At 73.7% G+C, this 17,929-nt stretch carries 14 protein-coding genes; 5 read left to right on the top strand and 9 right to left on the bottom strand.

The window, feature by feature from the left end; genetic code table 11:
• Positions 1–10 precede the first annotated feature (10 nt).
• From pucL to uraD, 3 genes are read right to left on the bottom strand one after another with little or no spacing between them, the layout of a single operon-like run.
• Positions 11–883: a factor-independent urate hydroxylase gene (gene pucL / locus ACWEN6_RS14525; protein ID WP_452570632.1), complete on the bottom strand. Its 873-nt coding sequence runs from the start codon at positions 881–883 to the stop codon at positions 11–13.
• Between the two features lie 2 nt (positions 884–885).
• On the bottom strand, positions 886–1,209 hold the full coding sequence (gene uraH, locus ACWEN6_RS14530) for a hydroxyisourate hydrolase (RefSeq protein WP_452570633.1): 324 nt from the start codon (positions 1,207–1,209) through the stop codon (positions 886–888).
• Positions 1,206–1,958, bottom strand: coding sequence for a 2-oxo-4-hydroxy-4-carboxy-5-ureidoimidazoline decarboxylase (gene uraD / locus ACWEN6_RS14535; RefSeq protein WP_452570634.1), 753 nt, complete (start codon positions 1,956–1,958; stop codon positions 1,206–1,208). The genes uraH and uraD overlap by 4 nt, the downstream gene beginning before the upstream one ends.
• A 172-nt stretch (positions 1,959–2,130) precedes the next feature.
• On the opposite strand from uraD, the gene ACWEN6_RS14540 reads away from it, so the two are divergent.
• On the top strand, positions 2,131–2,994 hold the full coding sequence (locus ACWEN6_RS14540) for a deoxyribonuclease IV (RefSeq protein WP_452570635.1): 864 nt from the start codon (positions 2,131–2,133) through the stop codon (positions 2,992–2,994).
• Between the two features lie 839 nt (positions 2,995–3,833).
• Here ACWEN6_RS14540 and ACWEN6_RS14545 read toward each other — a convergent pair.
• From ACWEN6_RS14545 to ACWEN6_RS14555, 3 genes are all read right to left on the bottom strand, one after another.
• Positions 3,834–4,718 carry a LytR/AlgR family response regulator transcription factor gene (locus tag ACWEN6_RS14545; RefSeq protein ID WP_452570636.1) on the bottom strand — a complete coding sequence of 295 codons (885 nt, stop codon included), beginning with the start codon at positions 4,716–4,718 and terminating at the stop codon, positions 3,834–3,836.
• A gap of 73 nt (positions 4,719–4,791) precedes the next feature.
• A complete protein-coding gene (locus ACWEN6_RS14550; RefSeq protein ID WP_452570637.1) occupies positions 4,792–6,006 on the bottom strand; it encodes a histidine kinase in 1,215 nt (404 codons plus the stop codon).
• A 163-nt stretch (positions 6,007–6,169) separates the two neighbouring features.
• A complete protein-coding gene (locus ACWEN6_RS14555) occupies positions 6,170–6,778 on the bottom strand; it encodes a sulfite oxidase-like oxidoreductase (protein ID WP_452570638.1) in 609 nt (202 codons plus the stop codon).
• Positions 6,779–7,232: 454 nt separating this feature from the next.
• On the opposite strand from ACWEN6_RS14555, the gene aroF reads away from it, so the two are divergent.
• Entirely contained in the window at positions 7,233–8,270 is a 1,038-nt protein-coding gene (aroF, locus tag ACWEN6_RS14560) for a 3-deoxy-7-phosphoheptulonate synthase (RefSeq protein ID WP_354843321.1), read from the top strand.
• 19 nt (positions 8,271–8,289) lie between these two features.
• On the opposite strand, the gene thiI is transcribed toward aroF, so the two are convergent.
• Complete coding sequence (thiI, locus tag ACWEN6_RS14565) at positions 8,290–9,621, bottom strand: tRNA uracil 4-sulfurtransferase ThiI (RefSeq protein ID WP_452570639.1); 1,332 nt, start codon at positions 9,619–9,621, stop codon at positions 8,290–8,292.
• Positions 9,622–9,915: 294 nt separating this feature from the next.
• Here thiI and ACWEN6_RS14570 point away from each other — a divergent pair, with 294 nt between their 5' ends.
• Positions 9,916–10,791: an MHYT domain-containing protein gene (locus tag ACWEN6_RS14570; protein ID WP_452570640.1), complete on the top strand. Its 876-nt coding sequence runs from the start codon at positions 9,916–9,918 to the stop codon at positions 10,789–10,791.
• 134 nt (positions 10,792–10,925) lie between these two features.
• Here ACWEN6_RS14570 and ACWEN6_RS14575 read toward each other — a convergent pair whose 3' ends face one another.
• Positions 10,926–11,951, bottom strand: a complete 1,026-nt coding sequence (locus ACWEN6_RS14575) for a 6-phosphofructokinase (protein WP_452570641.1) — start codon at positions 11,949–11,951, stop codon at positions 10,926–10,928.
• Positions 11,952–12,117: 166 nt separating this feature from the next.
• Positions 12,118–13,137 carry a lactonase family protein gene (locus ACWEN6_RS14580; protein ID WP_452570642.1) on the bottom strand — a complete coding sequence of 340 codons (1,020 nt, stop codon included), beginning with the start codon at positions 13,135–13,137 and terminating at the stop codon, positions 12,118–12,120.
• Positions 13,138–13,299: 162 nt separating this feature from the next.
• On the opposite strand from ACWEN6_RS14580, the gene ACWEN6_RS14585 reads away from it, so the two are divergent.
• Positions 13,300–14,211: a bifunctional helix-turn-helix transcriptional regulator/GNAT family N-acetyltransferase gene (locus ACWEN6_RS14585; RefSeq protein ID WP_452570643.1), complete on the top strand. Its 912-nt coding sequence runs from the start codon at positions 13,300–13,302 to the stop codon at positions 14,209–14,211.
• Between the two features lie 255 nt (positions 14,212–14,466).
• Complete coding sequence (locus tag ACWEN6_RS14590; protein WP_452570644.1) at positions 14,467–17,880, top strand: P-loop NTPase fold protein; 3,414 nt, start codon at positions 14,467–14,469, stop codon at positions 17,878–17,880.
• Positions 17,881–17,929: the final 49 nt, after the last annotated feature.

The raw sequence follows: 17,929 nt of genomic DNA on the forward strand, positions 1-17,929 counted from the left end.
GTCGGCTCTCCTAGTCCCAGGCCGCGCCGGCGGGCGGGGCGTCGTCGTGCAGCACGGTTCCCTCGATGAGCCCGTAGGGCCGGTCGGCGGCGAAGTAGACCTCGTTGTCGTTGTCCAGGCCGAACGGCGCGAGATCGACCAGGAAGTGGTGCTTGTTGGGCAGTTCCAGCCGCACCTCGCAGATCTCCGGGCGCTCGCGCAGCACGCGCTCGCCCATGGCGAACAGGGTCTGCTGCAGGGAGAGGCTGTAGGTGCCGGCGAAGGCGTCCAGCAGGCACCGCCGCGCCTGCTGGTAGGACTCGGCGTAGTCGCGGGACTCCTCCCCGGCCGGGAGCAGGTGCCGCCAGCGGGCGGTCACGGCGGTGGCCAGGATCCGGTCGGTGGCCGGGGGCAGCGTCGTGTACTCGTCCTTCGCGAACCCGTGGAACTCCGAGCCGGTGGAGTTGAGCAGCACCAGGTCACGCAGGCCGGACACCACCGTGGTGGCGCCGTCCCGGTCGTGGTGGACGACGCACGTGCGCACCTCGCCGCCCGAACGCGCGAACGAGTGCGGCCCGCGCCGCTCCCAGGAGTGCTCCTCCACCGCCACCCGGGCGTGGTGGATCGTGGGCTGCGAGCCGACGAAGTGGCGGGCCAGCAGCAGGGCGAACTCCTCGATCTCCCCGATGCCGTGCCTCTTGGCGAAGGCGTACACGGTGTTCTTCTGGGAGTCGGTCGGCAGCACGGCGGCGTTGTCGCCGCGCCGGTGCACCTCCTCCATCGCCCCCGACAGCGAGACGCCGACGTTGCAGTCCTTGAGGTGGTGCACCTCGCCGTCGCGGGTGACGCGCACGACGCGGGTCTCCGCCTTGCCGTAGCGGTTGGGTCCGAGCACGACGGCCATCGCTAGCTCCCCCGGTAGGTCGAGTAGGCGAACGGGCTCAGCAGCAGCGGCACGTGGTAGTGCGCGTCGGGGTCGCCGATGGCGAAGGTCACCACGACCTCGGGGTAGAAGGCCGCGACGCCGCTCACGGCGAAGTAGGACCCGGTGTCGAAGACCAGGCGGTGCACGCCCCGGCCGGGCTCGCCCTCGGGCAGCCAGTCGGCCAGGCGCCCGTCGCCGTCGGTCACGCCGGCGCCGACGACCCGGTCGCCCTGGAACAGCGTGACCCGCACGCCCTCCGCGGGCCGGCCCCTGCTGGAGTCGAGCACATGCGTGGACAGGCTCACCTCCCCTCCTCCCCATCGTGCCCGTCGCGGCCGGCGGCTCCGCCGCGGCCCTCCCCGGACGCCCACCGGCCGCCGTCACGGCCCCCGCTGCCGCCGGGCCCGCCGGGATCGGAGTCGTCGGAGTCGTCGGAGTCGGGGTCGGGGTCGGGGTCGGGGTCGCCGGGATCGGGGCCGCTGGGTTCGGGGCCGGCGGGGTCACTCGGACTACCGGGATCGTCACCCTCGCCGAGGCCGGTCACGAGCTTGACGGCCCGCAGCACGGCGATCTCGGCCAGCTCCTCGCGCACGACGGCCCGCTCGGTCTCCTCGTCGTTGCGCACCCTGGCCATGAGCCGGTCGGCCATCTCCTCCGCCGTGAGCCCGGTCGCGCAGACCAGGTACACGTGCCCGAACCGCTGCTCGTAGAGCACGTTGCCCGCGGCGAGCTGGGCGAGCACCCTGCGGTCGGCGCCGGCCGTGCCGGACTGCTCGGCCCGCGACCAGGACGCCTCCCGCCCGCCGCCCCCGGCGCGGTCGCCGATGCGGGGATGGGCCGACAACGCCTCCAGCACCTGCGGCCAGCTCAGCCCGCGGACGGCCTCCCGCGCGGCGGCGGCCAGCGCGGCGGCGTCGGCGTAGGGCAGGCCGGCGGCGACGCGGCGCGCGAACGCGGGCGCGGCGCAGCAGCTCAGCAGTTCCCGTTCGGCCTCCGGTGGGCTGAGCGCGTTGAGGGCCGCCAGGCCGTCAGGGCCGGGTGTCACGTTCGGCATGGCAGCCAGTGAACAGCCGCGGGCGGGCGCGGTCCAGCGGCGGGATCTCCCAACTGGGGCAACGCATCGCCATGGTTTTTCGTGTCATGCTCCAACGCCGCCCGCGCGGGCCGGTCACGGCCGCCCGGCGCCTCCCCCGAGCATCCGGGCCGTCCCATAAGCTGGAGGCATCATGACGGCAACCTCTCTCATCGGCGGCCACGCGCTGGTCGCGGGCGGTCTGGCCACGGGCGGCCTGCGCTACGCGGCCGAGATCGAAGCCGAGATCATCCAGGTGTTCGTGACCAACCCGCGCGGCTGGGCCCTCAACGCCGGCAAGCCCGCCGAGGACGCCGCGCTGCGCGAGTCGGGCGTCCCGGTGTTCCTCCACACGCCCTATCTGGTCAACATGGGGTCTCCGAGCGCCGACACGCTGGAGAAGTCCACCGGCAGCATCCGTCACGCGCTGGGGCGCGCGGTCGAGATCGGCGCGCTCGGCGTGGTCGTGCACACCGGGTCGGCGGTCAGCCAGTCGCGCGACGCCGCGATGCGCCAGCTCCACGAGCACCTGCTGCCGCTGCTGGACGAGATCCCCGAGCACGGGCCCGATCTGCTGCTGGAGCCGATGGCCGGCCAGGGGCAGATGCTCTGCGCCACCGTGCAGGACCTCGCCCCCTATCTGGAGGCCCTGGAACACCACCCCCGGGCCAACGTGTGCCTGGACACCTGCCACGCCTTCTCCGCCGGGCACGACCTCGCCGCGCCCGGCGGAGTCGCCGAGATGCTGGACGCGCTGCACGCCGTGGCGCCGGGCCGGCTGAAGCTGGTGCACGCCAACGACTCCAAGGACGCCTGCGGCTCCAAGCGCGACCGCCACGAGAACATCGGCGCCGGTCACATCGGCGCGGGCGCCTTCGCCGAGCTGCTGCGCCACCCGGTCGCCGCCGGAGTCCCGTTCTGCATCGAGACGCCCGGCAAGGCCGACAAACACCGCGAGGACATCCAGCTCCTGAAGAGGCTCCGCGAGCCGGCGACGGCAGCGGCCGCCTCACACTGAACACAGGCCGGCCGACGGCGACCCCGCACTGAACACCGGCGAACCGACGACGGCTCCGCGCTGGACACAGGCGAACCGACGGCGATTCTCCGCGGAGCAAGAGGCGAGCCTGCGACGATCTCCCGACGAGCAGCGGGTGATCCTGCGACGATCTCCCGCTGAGCAACGGGCGAGCCTGCGGCGATCTCGCGCTGAGCAACGGGCGGCCTGCCCGGCGTCCAGGGCACGGCGCCGGGCAGGGTGTTCGCCAACGAGATCCGGCCGCCCCCCTTTGGGCCAGATCACGTGCGTAGGCCTCGCGGCCGATCGGCGAACACCCCGCCCCGCCCGGGCCGACGGGCCCTACCCCCCGGTGAGGGCCCGGCGACCCCGGCGTCCGCCGGCCGGGCGCGCGGGCGCCCAGGCACGGCGTTCGCCGGTGGGTTCGCGTGACCAAGGTCCGTCCGGCCCCTCGGGGCAGGTGTCCCCCCTGGTCACGCACTGTGGCTCTTCGACGGGCACGACATTACGTCGTGTCATCTGGGTCGCGCGGGCCCTTCGGGCGCCGCTCGCTGAGCGGTCAGTAGTCATCGATGTACGGAGCGTGTCCGCGCGACGAGCGGCGTACCTGCCCCGACGAGCGGCGGGACGGGGGCTCGCGCCCGGGCCCGTTCGCCGCCCGAAGCCGCCGGACGCGCGGTCGGCGGCGCCCACGCCTCACCCAGCGCGCACCCAGCGAGCCCCCGGGCCGTCCATGAGGGCCGCCCGCGCAGCCCGGTCCCGTACGGGACGCCGTTCTACGGCGCGCCGTGTGGCGTCGTCCCAAGGGTCACATGTAGCCCGTTCTACAGGGCGGCGTCCTACGGGGCGCCGTCTTGTTGGGCGCGCTCCTGCGAGGCGGGGTCATGCGGAGCGGCGTCGCGGGGAGCGCCGTGCTGCGGGGTGGTGGCGGGCTGCGGGCGGGGCAGGCCGGCCGCAGCCGACGGGAGGTCGGCCGGGCGCGGCAGCGGGGCGCGGAACTGCCGCACGAGCTGCTCGCGGACGCGGCGACTGTGGCGGCGGCTCACCGGGAGCGTCGTCTCGCCGACGCGCAGCACGATGCGGCCCTCGTCGAAGCGCATCTCGGTGACGTGCCGCGCCGACACCAGCGTGCTGCGGTGCACGCGGATGAACCCCGAGGACGCCCAGCGGCGCTCCAGGGCCGCCAGCGACATGCGCACCAGATGGGTGCCCTCGGCGGTGTGCAGGCGCACGTAGTCGCCGCTCGCCTCGGCGTAGGCGACGGCGTGCTGCGGCACGAAGCTCGTGCGCCCGCTCAGCTCGACCGGGATGACGTCGCCCTCCGCGGCTTCGGCGGCGCAGGGCCCGTAGGCGGCCTGCTCCAGGCGGCGCACCGCCTCGGCGACCCGGTCGGGCCGCAGCGGCTTGAGCAGGTAGTCCACCGCCTCCAGCTCGAACGCCTGCACCGCGCGGTCGTCGTGCGCGGTGACGAAGACCAGCTTGGGCGGGCTGGGGAAGGCGCCGACCAGGCGGGCGAGATCGAGGCCGTCGAGGCCGGGCATGCGGATGTCGAGGAAGACGCCGTCGAGCCGCTCGCCGGCACCGATCATCGCGACCATGTCCTGCAGCGCGGCGACCCCGTCCGAGGCCGTCAGCACTTGCTCGACGCGATTGTCCTGCCGGAGGAGATAGGCCAGCTCCGACAGCGCGTGCACCTCGTCGTCGACCGCCAAGACACGGAGCATGGAGACCAAACTGCCGTCAGGACCGCCTCGCGGGCAAGCCCTCTATCGACATTGAGTGGCGACCCGAATGCTTTCAGTTATAGTTTGGCCGGATTTTCGGCACCCGCATGCGCACCGTGGTGCCCTCGTCGGGCGCGGTGTCGATCACCAGTCCGTACTCCTGGCCGTAGATCTGGCGCAGCCGCACGTCCACGTTGGCCAGCCCGATGCCGCCCCCGCCGTCCCCGCTCGGCGGCTCGCCCGCCAGCAGGCGCCGCACCCGGCCCGGCTCCATGCCCGCGCCGTCGTCCTCGACGGTGATGTGGACCTCCTCGCCCGCGTCGCGCACCACGATGCTCACCTCGCCCGACCCGCCGCCGCGGCGGATGCCGTGGGTGATGGCGTTCTCCACCAGGGGTTGCAGGCACAGGAACGGCACCGGCACCGGCATGACCTCCGGGACGACGTCCACGACGAAGCGCAGCTTGTCGCCGAAGCGGGCCCGCTCCAGCAGCAGGTAGCGGTCGACGCAGGTCAGCTCGTCGGAGAGCGTGGTGAAGTCTCCTGCGCGGCGCAGGGCGTGCCGGGCGAAGTCGGCGAAGTCCAGCAGCAGCTCGCGCGCCCGGTCGGGCTCGGTGCGGGTGAAGGAGGCGATGGTGGCCAGGGAGTTGCACACGAAGTGCGGGGAGATCTGCGCGCGCAGGGCCCGGGTCTCGGCCTGCATCGCCCGCCGCCGGGTGGCGTCCAGCTCGGCCAGCTCGAGCTGCCCGGAGGCCCACCGGCCGACCTCGGTCACCGCCCGCACGAGGGGTGCGCCGACGTGCGGGTCGTAGGCGGCCAGCGCGCCGATGACCCGCCCGTCCACGGTCAGCGGCACCACGACGGCACTGCGGATGGCGCAGTCGTCGGCCTCGCAGAACAGCTCGTCCCCTGCGACCAGGTGGGGCCGCCCACCGGCGAGGATGCCGTGGACGTGCCCGATGAGGTCGCGCACGTGCGCCTCGCCGGGCGCCTCCCACGCGCCGTCCCAGGCGAGCACCTGGTCGGTGGAGGTGACGGCGAGGGCGGCCGTGCCGGTCAGGGCGCGCAGGTGGCGCACGGCCCTGCGCGCGGAGTCGCGCGACAGCCCGGCCCGCAGGTAGGGCGCGGCCATCGCGGCGACGTGCAGCGCGGCGAAGGTGGCGTCGCCGGCCGGGCCGCCCTCCCCCGCCCGGCCGCCCGCGCCCGCCTCGCCGCGACGGCGCCGGCCCAGGCGGTACCCGGCCAGGCCGCTGAGGACGCACAGCAGCGCCCACCCGGTGTGCAGCATGCGGGCAACCGTAATCGGTCACCCGATGTGATCGTGTGGGAACCGGACGGCGGGCCCGCGCCGGCGTCAGAGGCGGGCCGAGGCCCGCACCGGCCCGGCCAGGGCGCGCGACCGGCTGTGCGGCGGCCACGCGATCACCTCTGCGTACGGCGGCCGGCGGGGGTCAGGCGGGGCCGTCGCCGGGTTCCTCCTGGTAGGCGTAGCGCTGTTCGCGCCAGGGGTCGCCCAGGTTGTGGTAGCCGCGTTCCTCCCAGAACCCGCGGCGGTCGGCGACCATGTACTCGACGGCGCGCACCCACTTGACGCTCTTCCACGCGTACAGGTGGGGCACGACGACGCGCACCGGGAAGCCCCGCTCGGCCGACAGCGGCTTCTCGTCCAGTTCGAGGGCGAACAGGGTGGAATCGCGCGCGAAGTCCGACAGGCGCAGGTTGGCGCTGTAGCCGTACTCACCCCAGATCATGACATGGGTGACCCCGGGGTCCGGGGGAACGGCCTCCAGCAGGGCGCCGGCCGGCACGCCTCCCCACTCGCTTCCCATGATCGAGAACTTGGTGACGCAGTGGAAGTCGGCGATGACGGACGCGCGGGGCAGGGCGGAGAACTCCGGCCAGGTGAAGCGGATCTCCTCCCCCGACGCCGTGGCTCCGAAGACCGACAGGTTCCAGCTCTCCGGCCGGAACCGCGGGACCCGGCCGTAGTGGAGGACCGGTCGGCCACGGGGGACGTACTGCCCGGGGGGCAGTCGAGTTTCCTCGGTTGGATCCGGCACGCAGCAATCCTGCCATCGCGCTGTCGGCCGCGCGGCATTGGCACCCCGTTAACCCTCCCGGGGTGGCGGCTCCCTCCCCCGGACGGCGGGACGATCCCATCCACCCACGGAGGATTCACCGGCAGCCGTGCCGGCGCAGGGCCCGGCGGTCCCATCCCCCGCGGACGGTTCCCTCCACGGACGGCCTTTCCCTCGGTCGGACGGAACGGCCCTGCCGGCCGTACCTGCGCCGTCGCCGCCCACCGCTGGGGATGGGTTATGCTTGCGGCGATGCGTACCGCGTTGGAGTTTTGGTATGGCGACGGACCCGTGGAATCGGCCGATCGCCGTCAGACGCTGCGCTGACCGCCAGACGTCGACGAAGGCCCCGGGTCCTGATCAGGACCCGGGGCCTTCGTCGTTTTCCGGCGTCGAACACCTCGACCGCGACCGCGGTCCGGAGAAAGGGCATCACATGGTCATCGTCATGGCCCCCGGGGCCACTCAGCAGGACGTCGACGCCATCGTCGACCTGGTCGCCACGGCCGGCGGTGATGCGTTCGTCAGCCGTGGCGTCAATCGGACGATCATCGGCCTGGTCGGCGACATCGCCCAGTTCATGAACCTGAACCTGGGCGGGATGAACGGCGTGGCCGACGTCATGCGCGTCTCGACCCCCTACAAGCTCGTGAGCCGGGACAACCATCCCGACCGGTCGACGGTGCGGGTCGGCGGGGTGCCGATCGGGCCGGACACGGTCACGCTGATCGCCGGGCCGTGCGCCGTGGAGACCCCCGACCAGACGCTCGCCGCCGCCCGGATGGCCGAGGCCGCGGGCGCGACCCTGCTGCGCGGCGGCGCGTACAAGCCCCGCACCTCCCCCTACGCCTTCCAGGGGCTCGGCGAGGCCGGGCTGCGCATCCTGGCCGACGTGCGCGCCGAGACCGGACTGCCCATCGTGACCGAGGTGGTGGACGCCCACGACGTCGAACTCGTCGCCTCCTACGCCGACATGCTGCAGGTCGGCACGCGCAACGCGCAGAACTTCGCGCTGCTGCAGGCCGTCGGGTCGGTGGGCCGGCCGGTCATGCTGAAGCGCGGCATGAACGCCACGATCGAGGAATGGCTCATGGCGGCCGAGTACATCGCGCAGCGCGGCAACCTGGACATCGTCCTGTGCGAGCGCGGCATCCGCACGTTCGAGACCGCGACGCGCAACACCCTGGACATCTCGGCCGTGCCGGTGGCCCAGCGGCTGTCGCACCTGCCGGTCATCGTCGACCCCTCGCACTCGGGCGGCCGCCGCGACCTGGTGCTCCCGCTGACCCGCTCGGCGATCGCCGTGGGGGCCGACGGTGTGATCATCGACGTACACCCGACCCCCGAGCAGGCGCTCTGCGACGGCCCCCAGGCGCTCGTGGACGGCGACCTGGCCGAACTGGCCGCCATCGCGCGCGACTTCCCCCCGCTGATGAACCGCACCCTGGCCACCAAGCTCGCCCCGGTGGTCTAGAACGGCCGGCGCCGGCCGGTCAGACCGCGGCGGGCGCGGCCGGCGCGGCCGGCGCGGCGTCCACTGCGGGCGCGGCATCTGCGGCCGGCGCGGCGTCCAGGGCGTCCGCGGCGTTCGGGCTCCGACGGACCCCCACGGGCGAGCCGTCCAGCTTGTACTCCTGGATGGAGTCGGCGAGCTGGACGGCGAGCTCCTCGGCGTCCAGGCGCTTCTCGATCTGCCGCAGGTCGGCGATCTTGGCGGCGGTCTCGGCGCGGCGCGGGGTCAGCAACGTGCAGCAGTCCTCGTCGGGCAGTTCGGAGATCTGCAGGGTGCCGATGCGCCGCGCCTCCGCCATGATCTCGGTCTTGTCCATGCCGATGAGCGGGCGCAGGATCGGAAGCTCCACGGCGTCGTCCAGCGCGGTGATGTTCTGCAGGGTCTGCGAGGAGACCTGGCCGAGGGAGTCGCCGGTGACCAGCACGTTACGGCGCAGGCGGTGGGCGACCTCCTCCGCGGTCTTGAGCATCAGGCGGCGCTGCGCCACGACCTGCAGGCGGTCGGCGCCGGAGGCCTTGAGCGACTGCTGGGCCTTGCCGAACGGCACCACGAACAGCCGGGCGTTGCCCTGGAACTTACTCAGCGCCCGCACGAGGGCGTACGCCTTGTAGATCGACTCCGATGTGGTGAACGGGATGCCGGAGAAGTGCAGGAAGTCGACCTGCAGGCCGCGCCGCAGCATGCGGTAGGCGGCCACCGGGGAGTCGATGCCGCCGGACATCAGCACCAGGCCGCGCCCGCTGGTGCCCACCGGCAGGCCGCCCTGGCCGGGCAGGCCGTCGGTGAAGACGAACACCTCGTCCCTGTCGACCTCGATGTTCACGGTGAGCTCGGGGTTCTTCAGGCGCACGGGCAGGCCGTACTTGTCGTTGATCTCGCCGCCGACCATGCGGTCGAGCTCGTTGGAGCGCAGCGGGAAGCGCTTGTCGCGGCGGCGGGAGCGCACGGCGAAGGTGGCGCGGCGCTCGACCTCGGGGCGGCCGGCGACCAGTTCGAGCGCGGCGGCGGTGACCGCCTCGGGGTCCTTGGCGACCCGCCAGGCCCGGTGCACCCAGACCAGCCCGATCACGTCGGTGAGACGTTCGGCGATGGCGTCGGCGGTCTCCACGCCGGTTCCCTCGGGCAGCAGGATTGCGATGACGCCGTGGCGCTGCCGCACGTCGACCTTGACGCCGAAGCCCTTCAGCGCCGCCTTGATGTTGGCCTGCAACTGCCGCTCGAACAGCTCGCGGTTCCTGCCCTTGAGGACGACCTCGCCCAGTTTCAGCAGCACACAGGGGTCGCCCAGAGCTGACGGGGGCACGAGGGACATGGGGCTGCCTCCGGCGGGGATGGTGGAGTCGGGTGGGGACACGTGCCGGCGGAAGGTCCTCCCGCGCTGCGCACCCCTCAATTTATCCCTTATCGAGGGCCGGCGGTCCCGCCCGCCGCCGGCGGTGGCCGCCATCGGACCCGGCGAAGGGGCCGTCCGGCGGAAACGGCCACCGGGATCTCGCCCTTCCGGCCTCAAGAAATTCCATGAAACGGCTGGACCGATTACTGTTCCGAGCAGTGCTCATCATCCGGATTACCCGCCGTAGATCATCTTGATCCTCAAGGACGCCCAGTGTCGCATATTGACCACTTCGCGCAAGGAATATTCACCCCGCTGGCCGCGTACGTGATGTCGGTCATCGGATCATTTCTCAGTCTGCTGCTGGCGAGCCGGGCACGCGGGACGCACGGCGGCGCCCGCCTGCAGTGGCTGGCCGGCGCCGCGCTCGCGCTCGGCGGCACCGGCATCTGGGTGATGCACTTCGTCGCCATGATGGGATTCCGCGTCCCGGGCACGGCGATCACCTACGACGTACCGCTCACCATCGTGTCGGCCCTGGTGGCCGTCGTCATCGTCGGCGTCGGCCTGGCCGTGGTCTCGTGGTCGGGCGAGCGCCTGCTCGCGCTGCTCGGAGCGGGGCTGCTCACCGGGCTCGGGGTCGCCGCCATGCACTACCTCGGCATGGCCGCCATGAACATGGCCGCCGTCAAGCACTACGCCGCGCTGCCGGTCGCGGCGTCGGTGCTGATCGCGGTGGTGGCCTCGACCGTGGCGCTGTGGTTCAGCCTGCGGGTGGAGGGACTGCTCGCGACCACGGGCGCCGCGCTCATCATGGGCGTCGCGGTCACAGGCATGCACTACACCGGCATGTTCTCGCTCAGCGTCACAGTGGATCGCTCCAACACCGGCCAGGCGCTCGCCGGCGCGACCGCCATGAGCTTCCTGCTGCCGCTGCTCATCGGGATCAGCATCATCACCCTGGTCCTGCTGCTGGTGGTGACGCTGGCGCCGTCCCGGGAGGAACTGGAGAGCGAGACCAGGTTGCTCGCCCAGATCGAGGAACAACGCGCGCGGGCCGGCGCCGCCCCGGCGGCGGCGCCCCCGTCCCGGCCGCAGCCGCCGGGCGCCGGGTCCCTGTTCCAGCGGCGTGACGGACGGGAACCCTGAGACGCGACCCGCGCGAAGGGCGGACAAGGAAAACCGCCCCTGGCCGGGGCGGCCGGGGCGGTGAACGCACGCGGGCGTGCCGTGCGGCGGGCCGGCGCTGCCGGCGCGGGCCCGCCGGTGCGGCCCGGGGCGGATCAGCCGAAGAAGACCTCGGCCTCCTCGTAGCGGGACACCGGCACGGTCTTCAGCTCGGAGGTGGCGGCGTCCAGGCCGACCCGGACGATGTCGGTGCCGCGCAGCGCGACCATCTTGCCGAAGTCGCCCTCGTGGGCGGCGTCGATCGCCTGCAGGCCGAAGCGGGTGGCGAGCACGCGGTCGAAGGCGCTCGGGGTGCCGCCGCGCTGGACGTGGCCGAGCACGGTGGTGCGGGCCTCCTTGCCCGTGCGCTTCTCGATCTCGCGGGCGAGCTGCTCGCCGATGCCGCCGAGGCGGACGTGGCCGAAGGCGTCCAGCTCGCCGGCCTGCAGCGCCATCTGGCCCTCGACCGGGTGCGCGCCCTCGGCGACCACGATGATGGGCGAGTAGCGGATCTTGAAGCGGCTCTCGACGTACGCGCAGACCTTGTCGATGTCGAAGGGCTTCTCGGGGATCAGGATGACGTTGGCGCCGCCCGCCATGCCGGCGTGCAGGGCGATCCACCCGGCGTGCCGGCCCATGACCTCGCAGATCAGCGCGCGGTGGTGGGACTCGGCCGTGGTGTGCAGGCGGTCGATCGCCTCGGTGGCGATGTTGACGGCCGTGTCGAAGCCGAAGGTGTAGTCGGTGGCGTTGAGGTCGTTGTCGATCGTCTTGGGCACGCCGACGACGTTGACCCCGCGGTCGAACAGCTGCTTGGCGACGCCCAGGGTGTCCTCGCCGCCGATGGCGATCAGCGCGTCGACGCCGGTGTCGGCCAGGTTCTGCTTGATGCGGTCGACCCCACCGTCGATCTTGATGGGGTTGGTGCGGGACGAGCCGAGGATCGTGCCACCGCGCGGGAGGATGCCGCGCACGGTCGAGATCTCCAGCGGCATCGTCTCGCCCTCGAGCGGGCCGCGCCAGCCGTCACGGAAGCCCACGAACTCGTGGCCGTAGACGCCGATGCCCTTGCGGACGACGGCGCGGATGACCGCGTTCAGTCCGGGGCAGTCTCCGCCTCCTGTGAGCACGCCGATACGCATGACGGGTTCCTCCCGATGGGGTACGCATTGAGGTTACGGGTGAGATGCATGGCCGCCGTGGACGCTTCGCGGGCTCCTGTGGCCGCCGACGTACAGATTTTGCCCCAGCCCGCCTAATTGGTCTAGACCAAGCGGTGGGAGGCCAATCCCACCCTACCGGTGCGACTCAGATCGACAGGGCGAGTACGCAGGAAGGGCTGCCGATCTTGTAGACCTCGCCGGTGGGCACGGGGATGCCGTCGCGCAGCTCGAAGGTCGCGACCGCGTCCGACCGCTGGTTGGCGACGTACATGCGCTCGCCGGCCACGGCGAAGTGGCGCGGCCACAGGCCGCCCGACCCGACCTCGGCCACCTGGGTCAGCGCGGCCGGCTCGCCGCCCTCGGGCCCCACCTCGAAGACGCCGATGGTGTCGGGCCCGCGGTTGGCGACGTACAGGTGCCGGCCGTCGGCGGAAAGCTCGACGTGGGAGACGTAGTTCGGTCCGGTCACGTGGCTGGCCGGGGTGCGCGCGAGCTCGCGCCAGGAGGCGTCGTAGACCGCGACCGTCCCGTCCAGCTCGCAGCCCACGTACCAGCGGCCCTCGCGGTGGACCATGTGGCGCGGCCCGCTGCCGGGCTTCAACGGCACCGGGCCCTCCGGGTGCTCGGCGGGCCCGCCGCCGAGCAGGTGGCGCCGCACCTCGTCGGTGCCGAGGTCGGTGACGTGCAGCACGGCCCCGGGACCGAACACCGCCTGGTGCGCGTGCGGCTCGGCCTGGCGGGCCGGGTCGGGGCCGTGGCCCTCGTGGGGGAACAGCTTGGGCGGGCCCTGGAACAGGCCGGAGCTGCCGAGCCGGTAGACCGCCACCGTGCCGTCGCCGTAGTTGGCGACCGCGAGCCAGGTGCCGGTCGGGTCCACGGCCAGATGGCAGGGGTAGGACCCGCCGCTCGTGCCGTCGGCGAGCGGCGCGGGACCCTGCGGGTCGGCGGAGTAGGCGGCCACTCCGCCCTCCTCGCACTCCAGCGCCGCGTACAGCACGGGCAGCCGGGGGTGCAGGGCCAGGAACGACGGTCCGGGGGCCTCGGTCTCGGCCAGGGCCCGCAGGGCGCCGTCGGCCTCCCTGCGGACGACGCTCAGGCCGGGGCCCGTCCCCCCGGTGCCTGGTGTGTATCCGCCGATGTAGAGCAGCTCGCGCCCGGATGTCATGTGATCGACGATACCGTCACGCACCCGCTCCGACCTTGATCGGGGTCCCCGCGCCGCCCCGCGTCACCGGGCGCGGAGAGCGGCCATGGGTGATCGGGTCTGGACGCACGGCCCGTCCTTATGTTTGACTCTGTCAACGAATTCCTTGATTGGAGCAACGGTATGGAGGAGCTCGTCGGCCGGGTGCGCGGATTCAACCGCTTCTACACCCGCCTCATCGGCGTCCTGGGCGCCGGAATGCACGACACGCCGTACTCCCTCACCGAGGCGAGGGTGCTCTACGAGCTGGGCAAGAAGGACGCGACCGAGACCGGCGAGCTGCGCAGGATGCTCGACCTGGACGCCGGCTACCTCAGCCGCATGCTCGCCCGGTTCGAGGCCGACGGCCTGGTCACGCGCGAGCGCTCCGCCGCGGACGCCCGGCGGCAGGTCGTCCGGCTCGGTGAGCGGGGCCGGGAGGTCTGGCGGACGCTGGACGACGCATCGGCCACCGGCGTGCGCGCCCTGCTGGAACCTCTCTCGGAGGAGGACCGGCGGCGCCTCATCGCCGCCATGACCACCGTGCGGCAGGTCCTCGCCGACCGGCCCGCCCCGGACCGCTATGTCATCCGCCCGCCCCGGCCCGGGGACCTCGGCTGGATCGTCCACCGCCACGGCGTGCTGTACGCCGAGGAGCACGGCTGGGACGAGACGTTCGAGGCGCTGACCGCCCGCATCGTCGCCGAGTACGTCGAGGACCACGACCCGCGGCGCGAGGCCGTCTGGATCGTGGAGGTGGACGGCGAGCCCGCCGGCTCGGTGTTCTGCGTCAGGAAGGACGACCGCACGGCCCAGCTCCGCCTGCTGCTGGTCGAGCCGTCCGCCCGCGGCATGGGCATCGGCGGCCGGCTGGTCGAGGAATGCCTGGCCTTCGCCAAGCGGACCGGCTACGAGCGCATCGTGCTCATGACCGTCGACGAACTGGCCGCCGCCCGCCGCGTCTACCAGCGCGCCGGCTTCACCCTCGACGAGCAGTACACCAAGCGTGCCTACGGCACCAAGGTCACCGAACAATACTGGTCCCGCTCCCTCTGACCCCGCCCCTCCCCGGCGCCGTACGCCTCGGGTGGGACGAGTGCCGTCTCCGGGGCCGGGGCCCGTTCGTCACTGGGCCGCAGGGCGGACGGGCGCCGGGCCCGGAGAGGGCAAACATCGCGCAAAGGGCCGGCCGTGGCGGCTCGCGCCCCGCCTAGGGTCGGCCGGGCCTTCGGGACCATCATGGCCGCGCCGCCTCACGCGGCCCGCCGGTCCAGGGGCGTTGGACCCGCCGCCCGGCCATGGGAGCAGCCGATGACCACGACGACCGTTCTAGCGCCGCCCGCCCCGAAAATCGGGAACCGCAAGGCGCTGGTCTTCCTCGACCGCGACGGCCGGGGCTCGGCGAGGGCGGGCGGCGCGGCCGACCGCCGGCTCGTCCACGCCCTCACCGGCGAGGGGTACGCCGTCCAGACCGCCGAGTGCGACGCGGACGACCACACCAGGGTGGGCGCGTTCCTGGACGCCGTCGAGCCGGGGGACCTCCTCCTGGTCCGCTGGTCCACCGAGTCGGGGTGGGGTCCGGGCGAGTTCGGCGCGCTGATGGGGGAGTTCGCGCGCCGCGTCGAGCGTTCCGACGGGGCGGCGCTGCTCCTGATCGTCGACTTCGGCTGGCTGGTCACGGCCGGGCCCGGACACCCGCACGAGACGGTGACCCGCCTGCACGTCCGTGGCGAGCCGGTCGCCGCGGCCGCCGCGCTCACCACCAGCGCGACCATGCCCGGCGAGCGTCCCGGCGGCGCGGTGTCGCTCACGGCGATCCTGGCCGACGGCATCCTGTCCGGCGAGGCCGACCTTGACCGGGACGGCGCCGTGTCCGTCGGCGACCTGTACCGGTACGCCGACGAGCGCTGCGCCGACCTCGGCGCCGACCGGCGGCCGTACCTGCTCACCTACGGCGAGGGCGAGTTGATCGAGGTCGCCCGCGCCCGGCGGCCCGCCGGCGACCTCGGCCCCGCCTTCGCCGCGACGCTCGCCCGCCTGACGGCCACCGGCGACACGGTCGCCCCCGCCTCCGCCCGCGAGCTGGTCGGCCGCGTCTACGACGTGCACCTGAGCGAACCGGCGAGGCTGCTGCTGCGCCGGGCGACCCTCCTCACCGAGGACGAGCCGCTCACGCCCGAGACGGCGGCCCTGCTCATGGAGGACGCCCCCGCCGGCACGCGCGAAGCGCACGCGCTCGGGGAGCTGGCCGCGTGGGGACTGCTGGGCGAGGACACGCCGTTCGCCGATCCGGCGGTGCGTCCCGCCCTCGCCGGCCGGCCGGACGCGCGGGAGCTGGCACGGGTCTCGGCGGGGCTGCGCCGATGGCGGGCCGCACGGCGCGCCGTCCAGCCTCGTGCCCGGCTGACCGGCGACCGGTGGACCCTGCGGGACCGGCTCGGCCATCGGGTGCACGCCGAGGCGATCGCGGCGTTCGTCCGCCACCCGGAGACGCGGCCGCCGCTGACCATCGGCGTCAAGGGGCCGTGGGGCGCGGGCAAGACGTCGCTGATGCGCATGGTGCAGGACCTGCTCGACCCGGGCGCGGCCGAGGACCGCCCCGCCGCGATCCACCTCGCCACCCCGGCGGTGGACCTCCCTCCCCGCGGACCAGGACGCCGCGGCCGCCCCGGTCACGCACGCGGCCGGGGGTGGGGCGGGCGCGGGTCGAGGGGCGAGAGGGCGGGTGGCTCGGCGGGGCGGGTGACCAATGCGGAGGTGCTCTCGCGTGCCAGGGGGGCCGAGTCCGGGGGCCCGGAGTACGCGGTCCCCGGCGAGCTTCCCCTGCGGCACGCCGACTGGCGGCCGACCGTCTGGTTCAACCCGTGGATGTACCAGAGCGGCGAGCAGGTGTGGGCCGGTCTGGCCCACGAGATCATCAGCCAGATCACCTGCCGGCTCCCGCGCGGCGAGCGTGAGCGCTTCTGGCTGGCGCTCAACCTCGCCCGGGTCGACAGGGAGGAGGTGCGCCGCCGGGCCTACCGGCTGGCCGCGACCCGCCTGCTCCCGGTCGCCCTCGCGTTCCTGGCGACGCTGCTGGTCACCGGCGCCTCGCTCGCCGCGTCTGCCCTGGTGCCCGCGGCCGGCTCACTGCTGCGCGGGACGGCCGCGGCCGTCGGGTCGGGCGGCTCGTTCCTCGTCCTGATCGCCGCCGGGGTGCGGCTCGCGCGTTTCATGGGCGAGTCGGCCGACACCGCGTTCACCCGGCTCGTCCGCCAGCCCGACCTGCTCGGCGGCGGGCCCGGCGCGGGCTCGGAGCCGTCGCCCGACCCCGGGTACCGGGCCAGGACCGGGTTCCTGCACCTGGTGCAGACCGACATGCGGCGGGTGCTCGGCATGGTCGCCACCGAGGAGCGCCCGCTGCTGGTGTTCGTGGACGACCTGGACCGCTGCTCGCCGGGGACGGTGGCCCAGGTGATCGAGGCGGTCAACCTGTTCCTCGCCGGGGAGTTCCCCAACTGCGTGTTCGTCCTGGCCATGGAGCCGGAGGTCGTGGCCGCGCATGTCGAGGTGGCCTACCGGGACCTCGCCCGCTCCCTCCCCGCCTCCGCCGAGGAGCGTTCCGGTCTCGGGTGGCGCTTCCTGGAGAAGATCGTGCAGCTTCCGCTGAGCGTCCCCATGCTCGACGACGGCGAACGGCTGCCCGCCTACCTGCGCGCCCTGCTGGAAGTGCCCGCCCCGCCCGCGAGCCCCCCGGGCGACCGGCGCTCCGGCCCTCCCCCCGGCCCGGAACACCCGCCGGCACCCGAACCGGCCGCGGGCCCACCGCTCACCCCGCATACGGCCACCCGGGACGGCGGAACCGCCCCAAGCCCACGGCACACCACGCGCCCGTACCTGAGCCCCGGGGACGGCGCGCCGGCCGCGGGCCCATCGCGCTCCACGCACCCCGCCCGCGGCCCCCGGAGCGGCGGAAGGGGGGTGCGCCTGTCCGGAAGGGCCGAGCCGGAGGTCAGGGCCGACCCGGGGCTGGTGGACCGCGTCGAGGCGGCGATCAGGGCGATGGGTCCGACGGCCGGCGACCTGGACATCGTCGCGCGTGACGCGCAGGAGCAGGTGGGCGCGGCGGACGGCGACGCCATCGGCGGGCTTTCGGCCGCGACGCGCCTGGCGGCGGACCGGGTCTACGACGACCTCTACAGCGACGAGAACGCCTACGCCGCGATCGCGCGGGTGCTGCCCGTCCTCACGCTGAGCAACCCCCGGGAGCTCAAGCGGTATGTGAACGTCTTCCGGTTCTACTCCTTCGTGACCTACCGGCGCGCCCTGGCCGGGGCGGCGAAGGCGACCGACGAGGAGGTCGCGAAGCTGGCGGTGCTCGCCATCCGCTGGCCGCATCTGCTGTCCTTGCTCGCCCGCGAACTGGACGGCCCGCCACTCCCCCGCGACCGCCCCGCCACGTCGGACACGCCCGGCCAGCAAGCGCCATTGCGTCCGACATTTCCGGTGATCCCGGAATCTTCGCCGCCGCCAGACAACCCGGGTCGTCCCGGATCCGCGGCAGGGCGGACGGCGCTCGACGTTCTTGAGCGGGCGGCCGGCGCGGACGAGGACGCCTGGGCCCGTGCCCTCGTCGAGGTGGGCCTGGTGCGCGGCGCAAGAGCCGGCGCCGCGCGCTGGGACGCCCTCCGCGCCCTCCTGTGCGCCGGCCCGCCCGTCGCCCACCTCGCCTGGCGGCTGCTGTGAGCCGGGCCAGGGGCCCCTGCGGCCGCCGCCGCGAGCCGGGCCGGGGTGC

Source organism: Sphaerisporangium sp. NPDC004334, from assembly GCF_053602655.1.

What these genes read in the sequence shown, in the direction of transcription:
- pucL (WP_452570632.1), bottom strand. Translation starts at nt 883, where the DNA reads ATGGCCGTCGTGCTCGGACCCAACCGCTACGGCAAGGCGGAGACCCGC.
- ACWEN6_RS14540 (WP_452570635.1), top strand. Translation starts at nt 2,131, where the DNA reads ATGACGGCAACCTCTCTCATCGGCGGCCACGCGCTGGTCGCGGGCGGT.
- aroF (WP_354843321.1), top strand. Translation starts at nt 7,233, where the DNA reads ATGGTCATCGTCATGGCCCCCGGGGCCACTCAGCAGGACGTCGACGCC.
- thiI (WP_452570639.1), bottom strand. Translation starts at nt 9,621, where the DNA reads ATGTCCCTCGTGCCCCCGTCAGCTCTGGGCGACCCCTGTGTGCTGCTG.
- ACWEN6_RS14585 (WP_452570643.1), top strand. Translation starts at nt 13,300, where the DNA reads ATGGAGGAGCTCGTCGGCCGGGTGCGCGGATTCAACCGCTTCTACACC.
- ACWEN6_RS14590 (WP_452570644.1), top strand. Translation starts at nt 14,467, where the DNA reads ATGACCACGACGACCGTTCTAGCGCCGCCCGCCCCGAAAATCGGGAAC.
- ACWEN6_RS14550 (WP_452570637.1), bottom strand. Translation starts at nt 6,006, where the DNA reads ATGCTGCACACCGGGTGGGCGCTGCTGTGCGTCCTCAGCGGCCTGGCC.
- ACWEN6_RS14545 (WP_452570636.1), bottom strand. Translation starts at nt 4,718, where the DNA reads ATGCTCCGTGTCTTGGCGGTCGACGACGAGGTGCACGCGCTGTCGGAG.
- ACWEN6_RS14575 (WP_452570641.1), bottom strand. Translation starts at nt 11,951, where the DNA reads ATGCGTATCGGCGTGCTCACAGGAGGCGGAGACTGCCCCGGACTGAAC.
- uraD (WP_452570634.1), bottom strand. Translation starts at nt 1,958, where the DNA reads ATGCCGAACGTGACACCCGGCCCTGACGGCCTGGCGGCCCTCAACGCG.
- ACWEN6_RS14580 (WP_452570642.1), bottom strand. Translation starts at nt 13,137, where the DNA reads ATGACATCCGGGCGCGAGCTGCTCTACATCGGCGGATACACACCAGGC.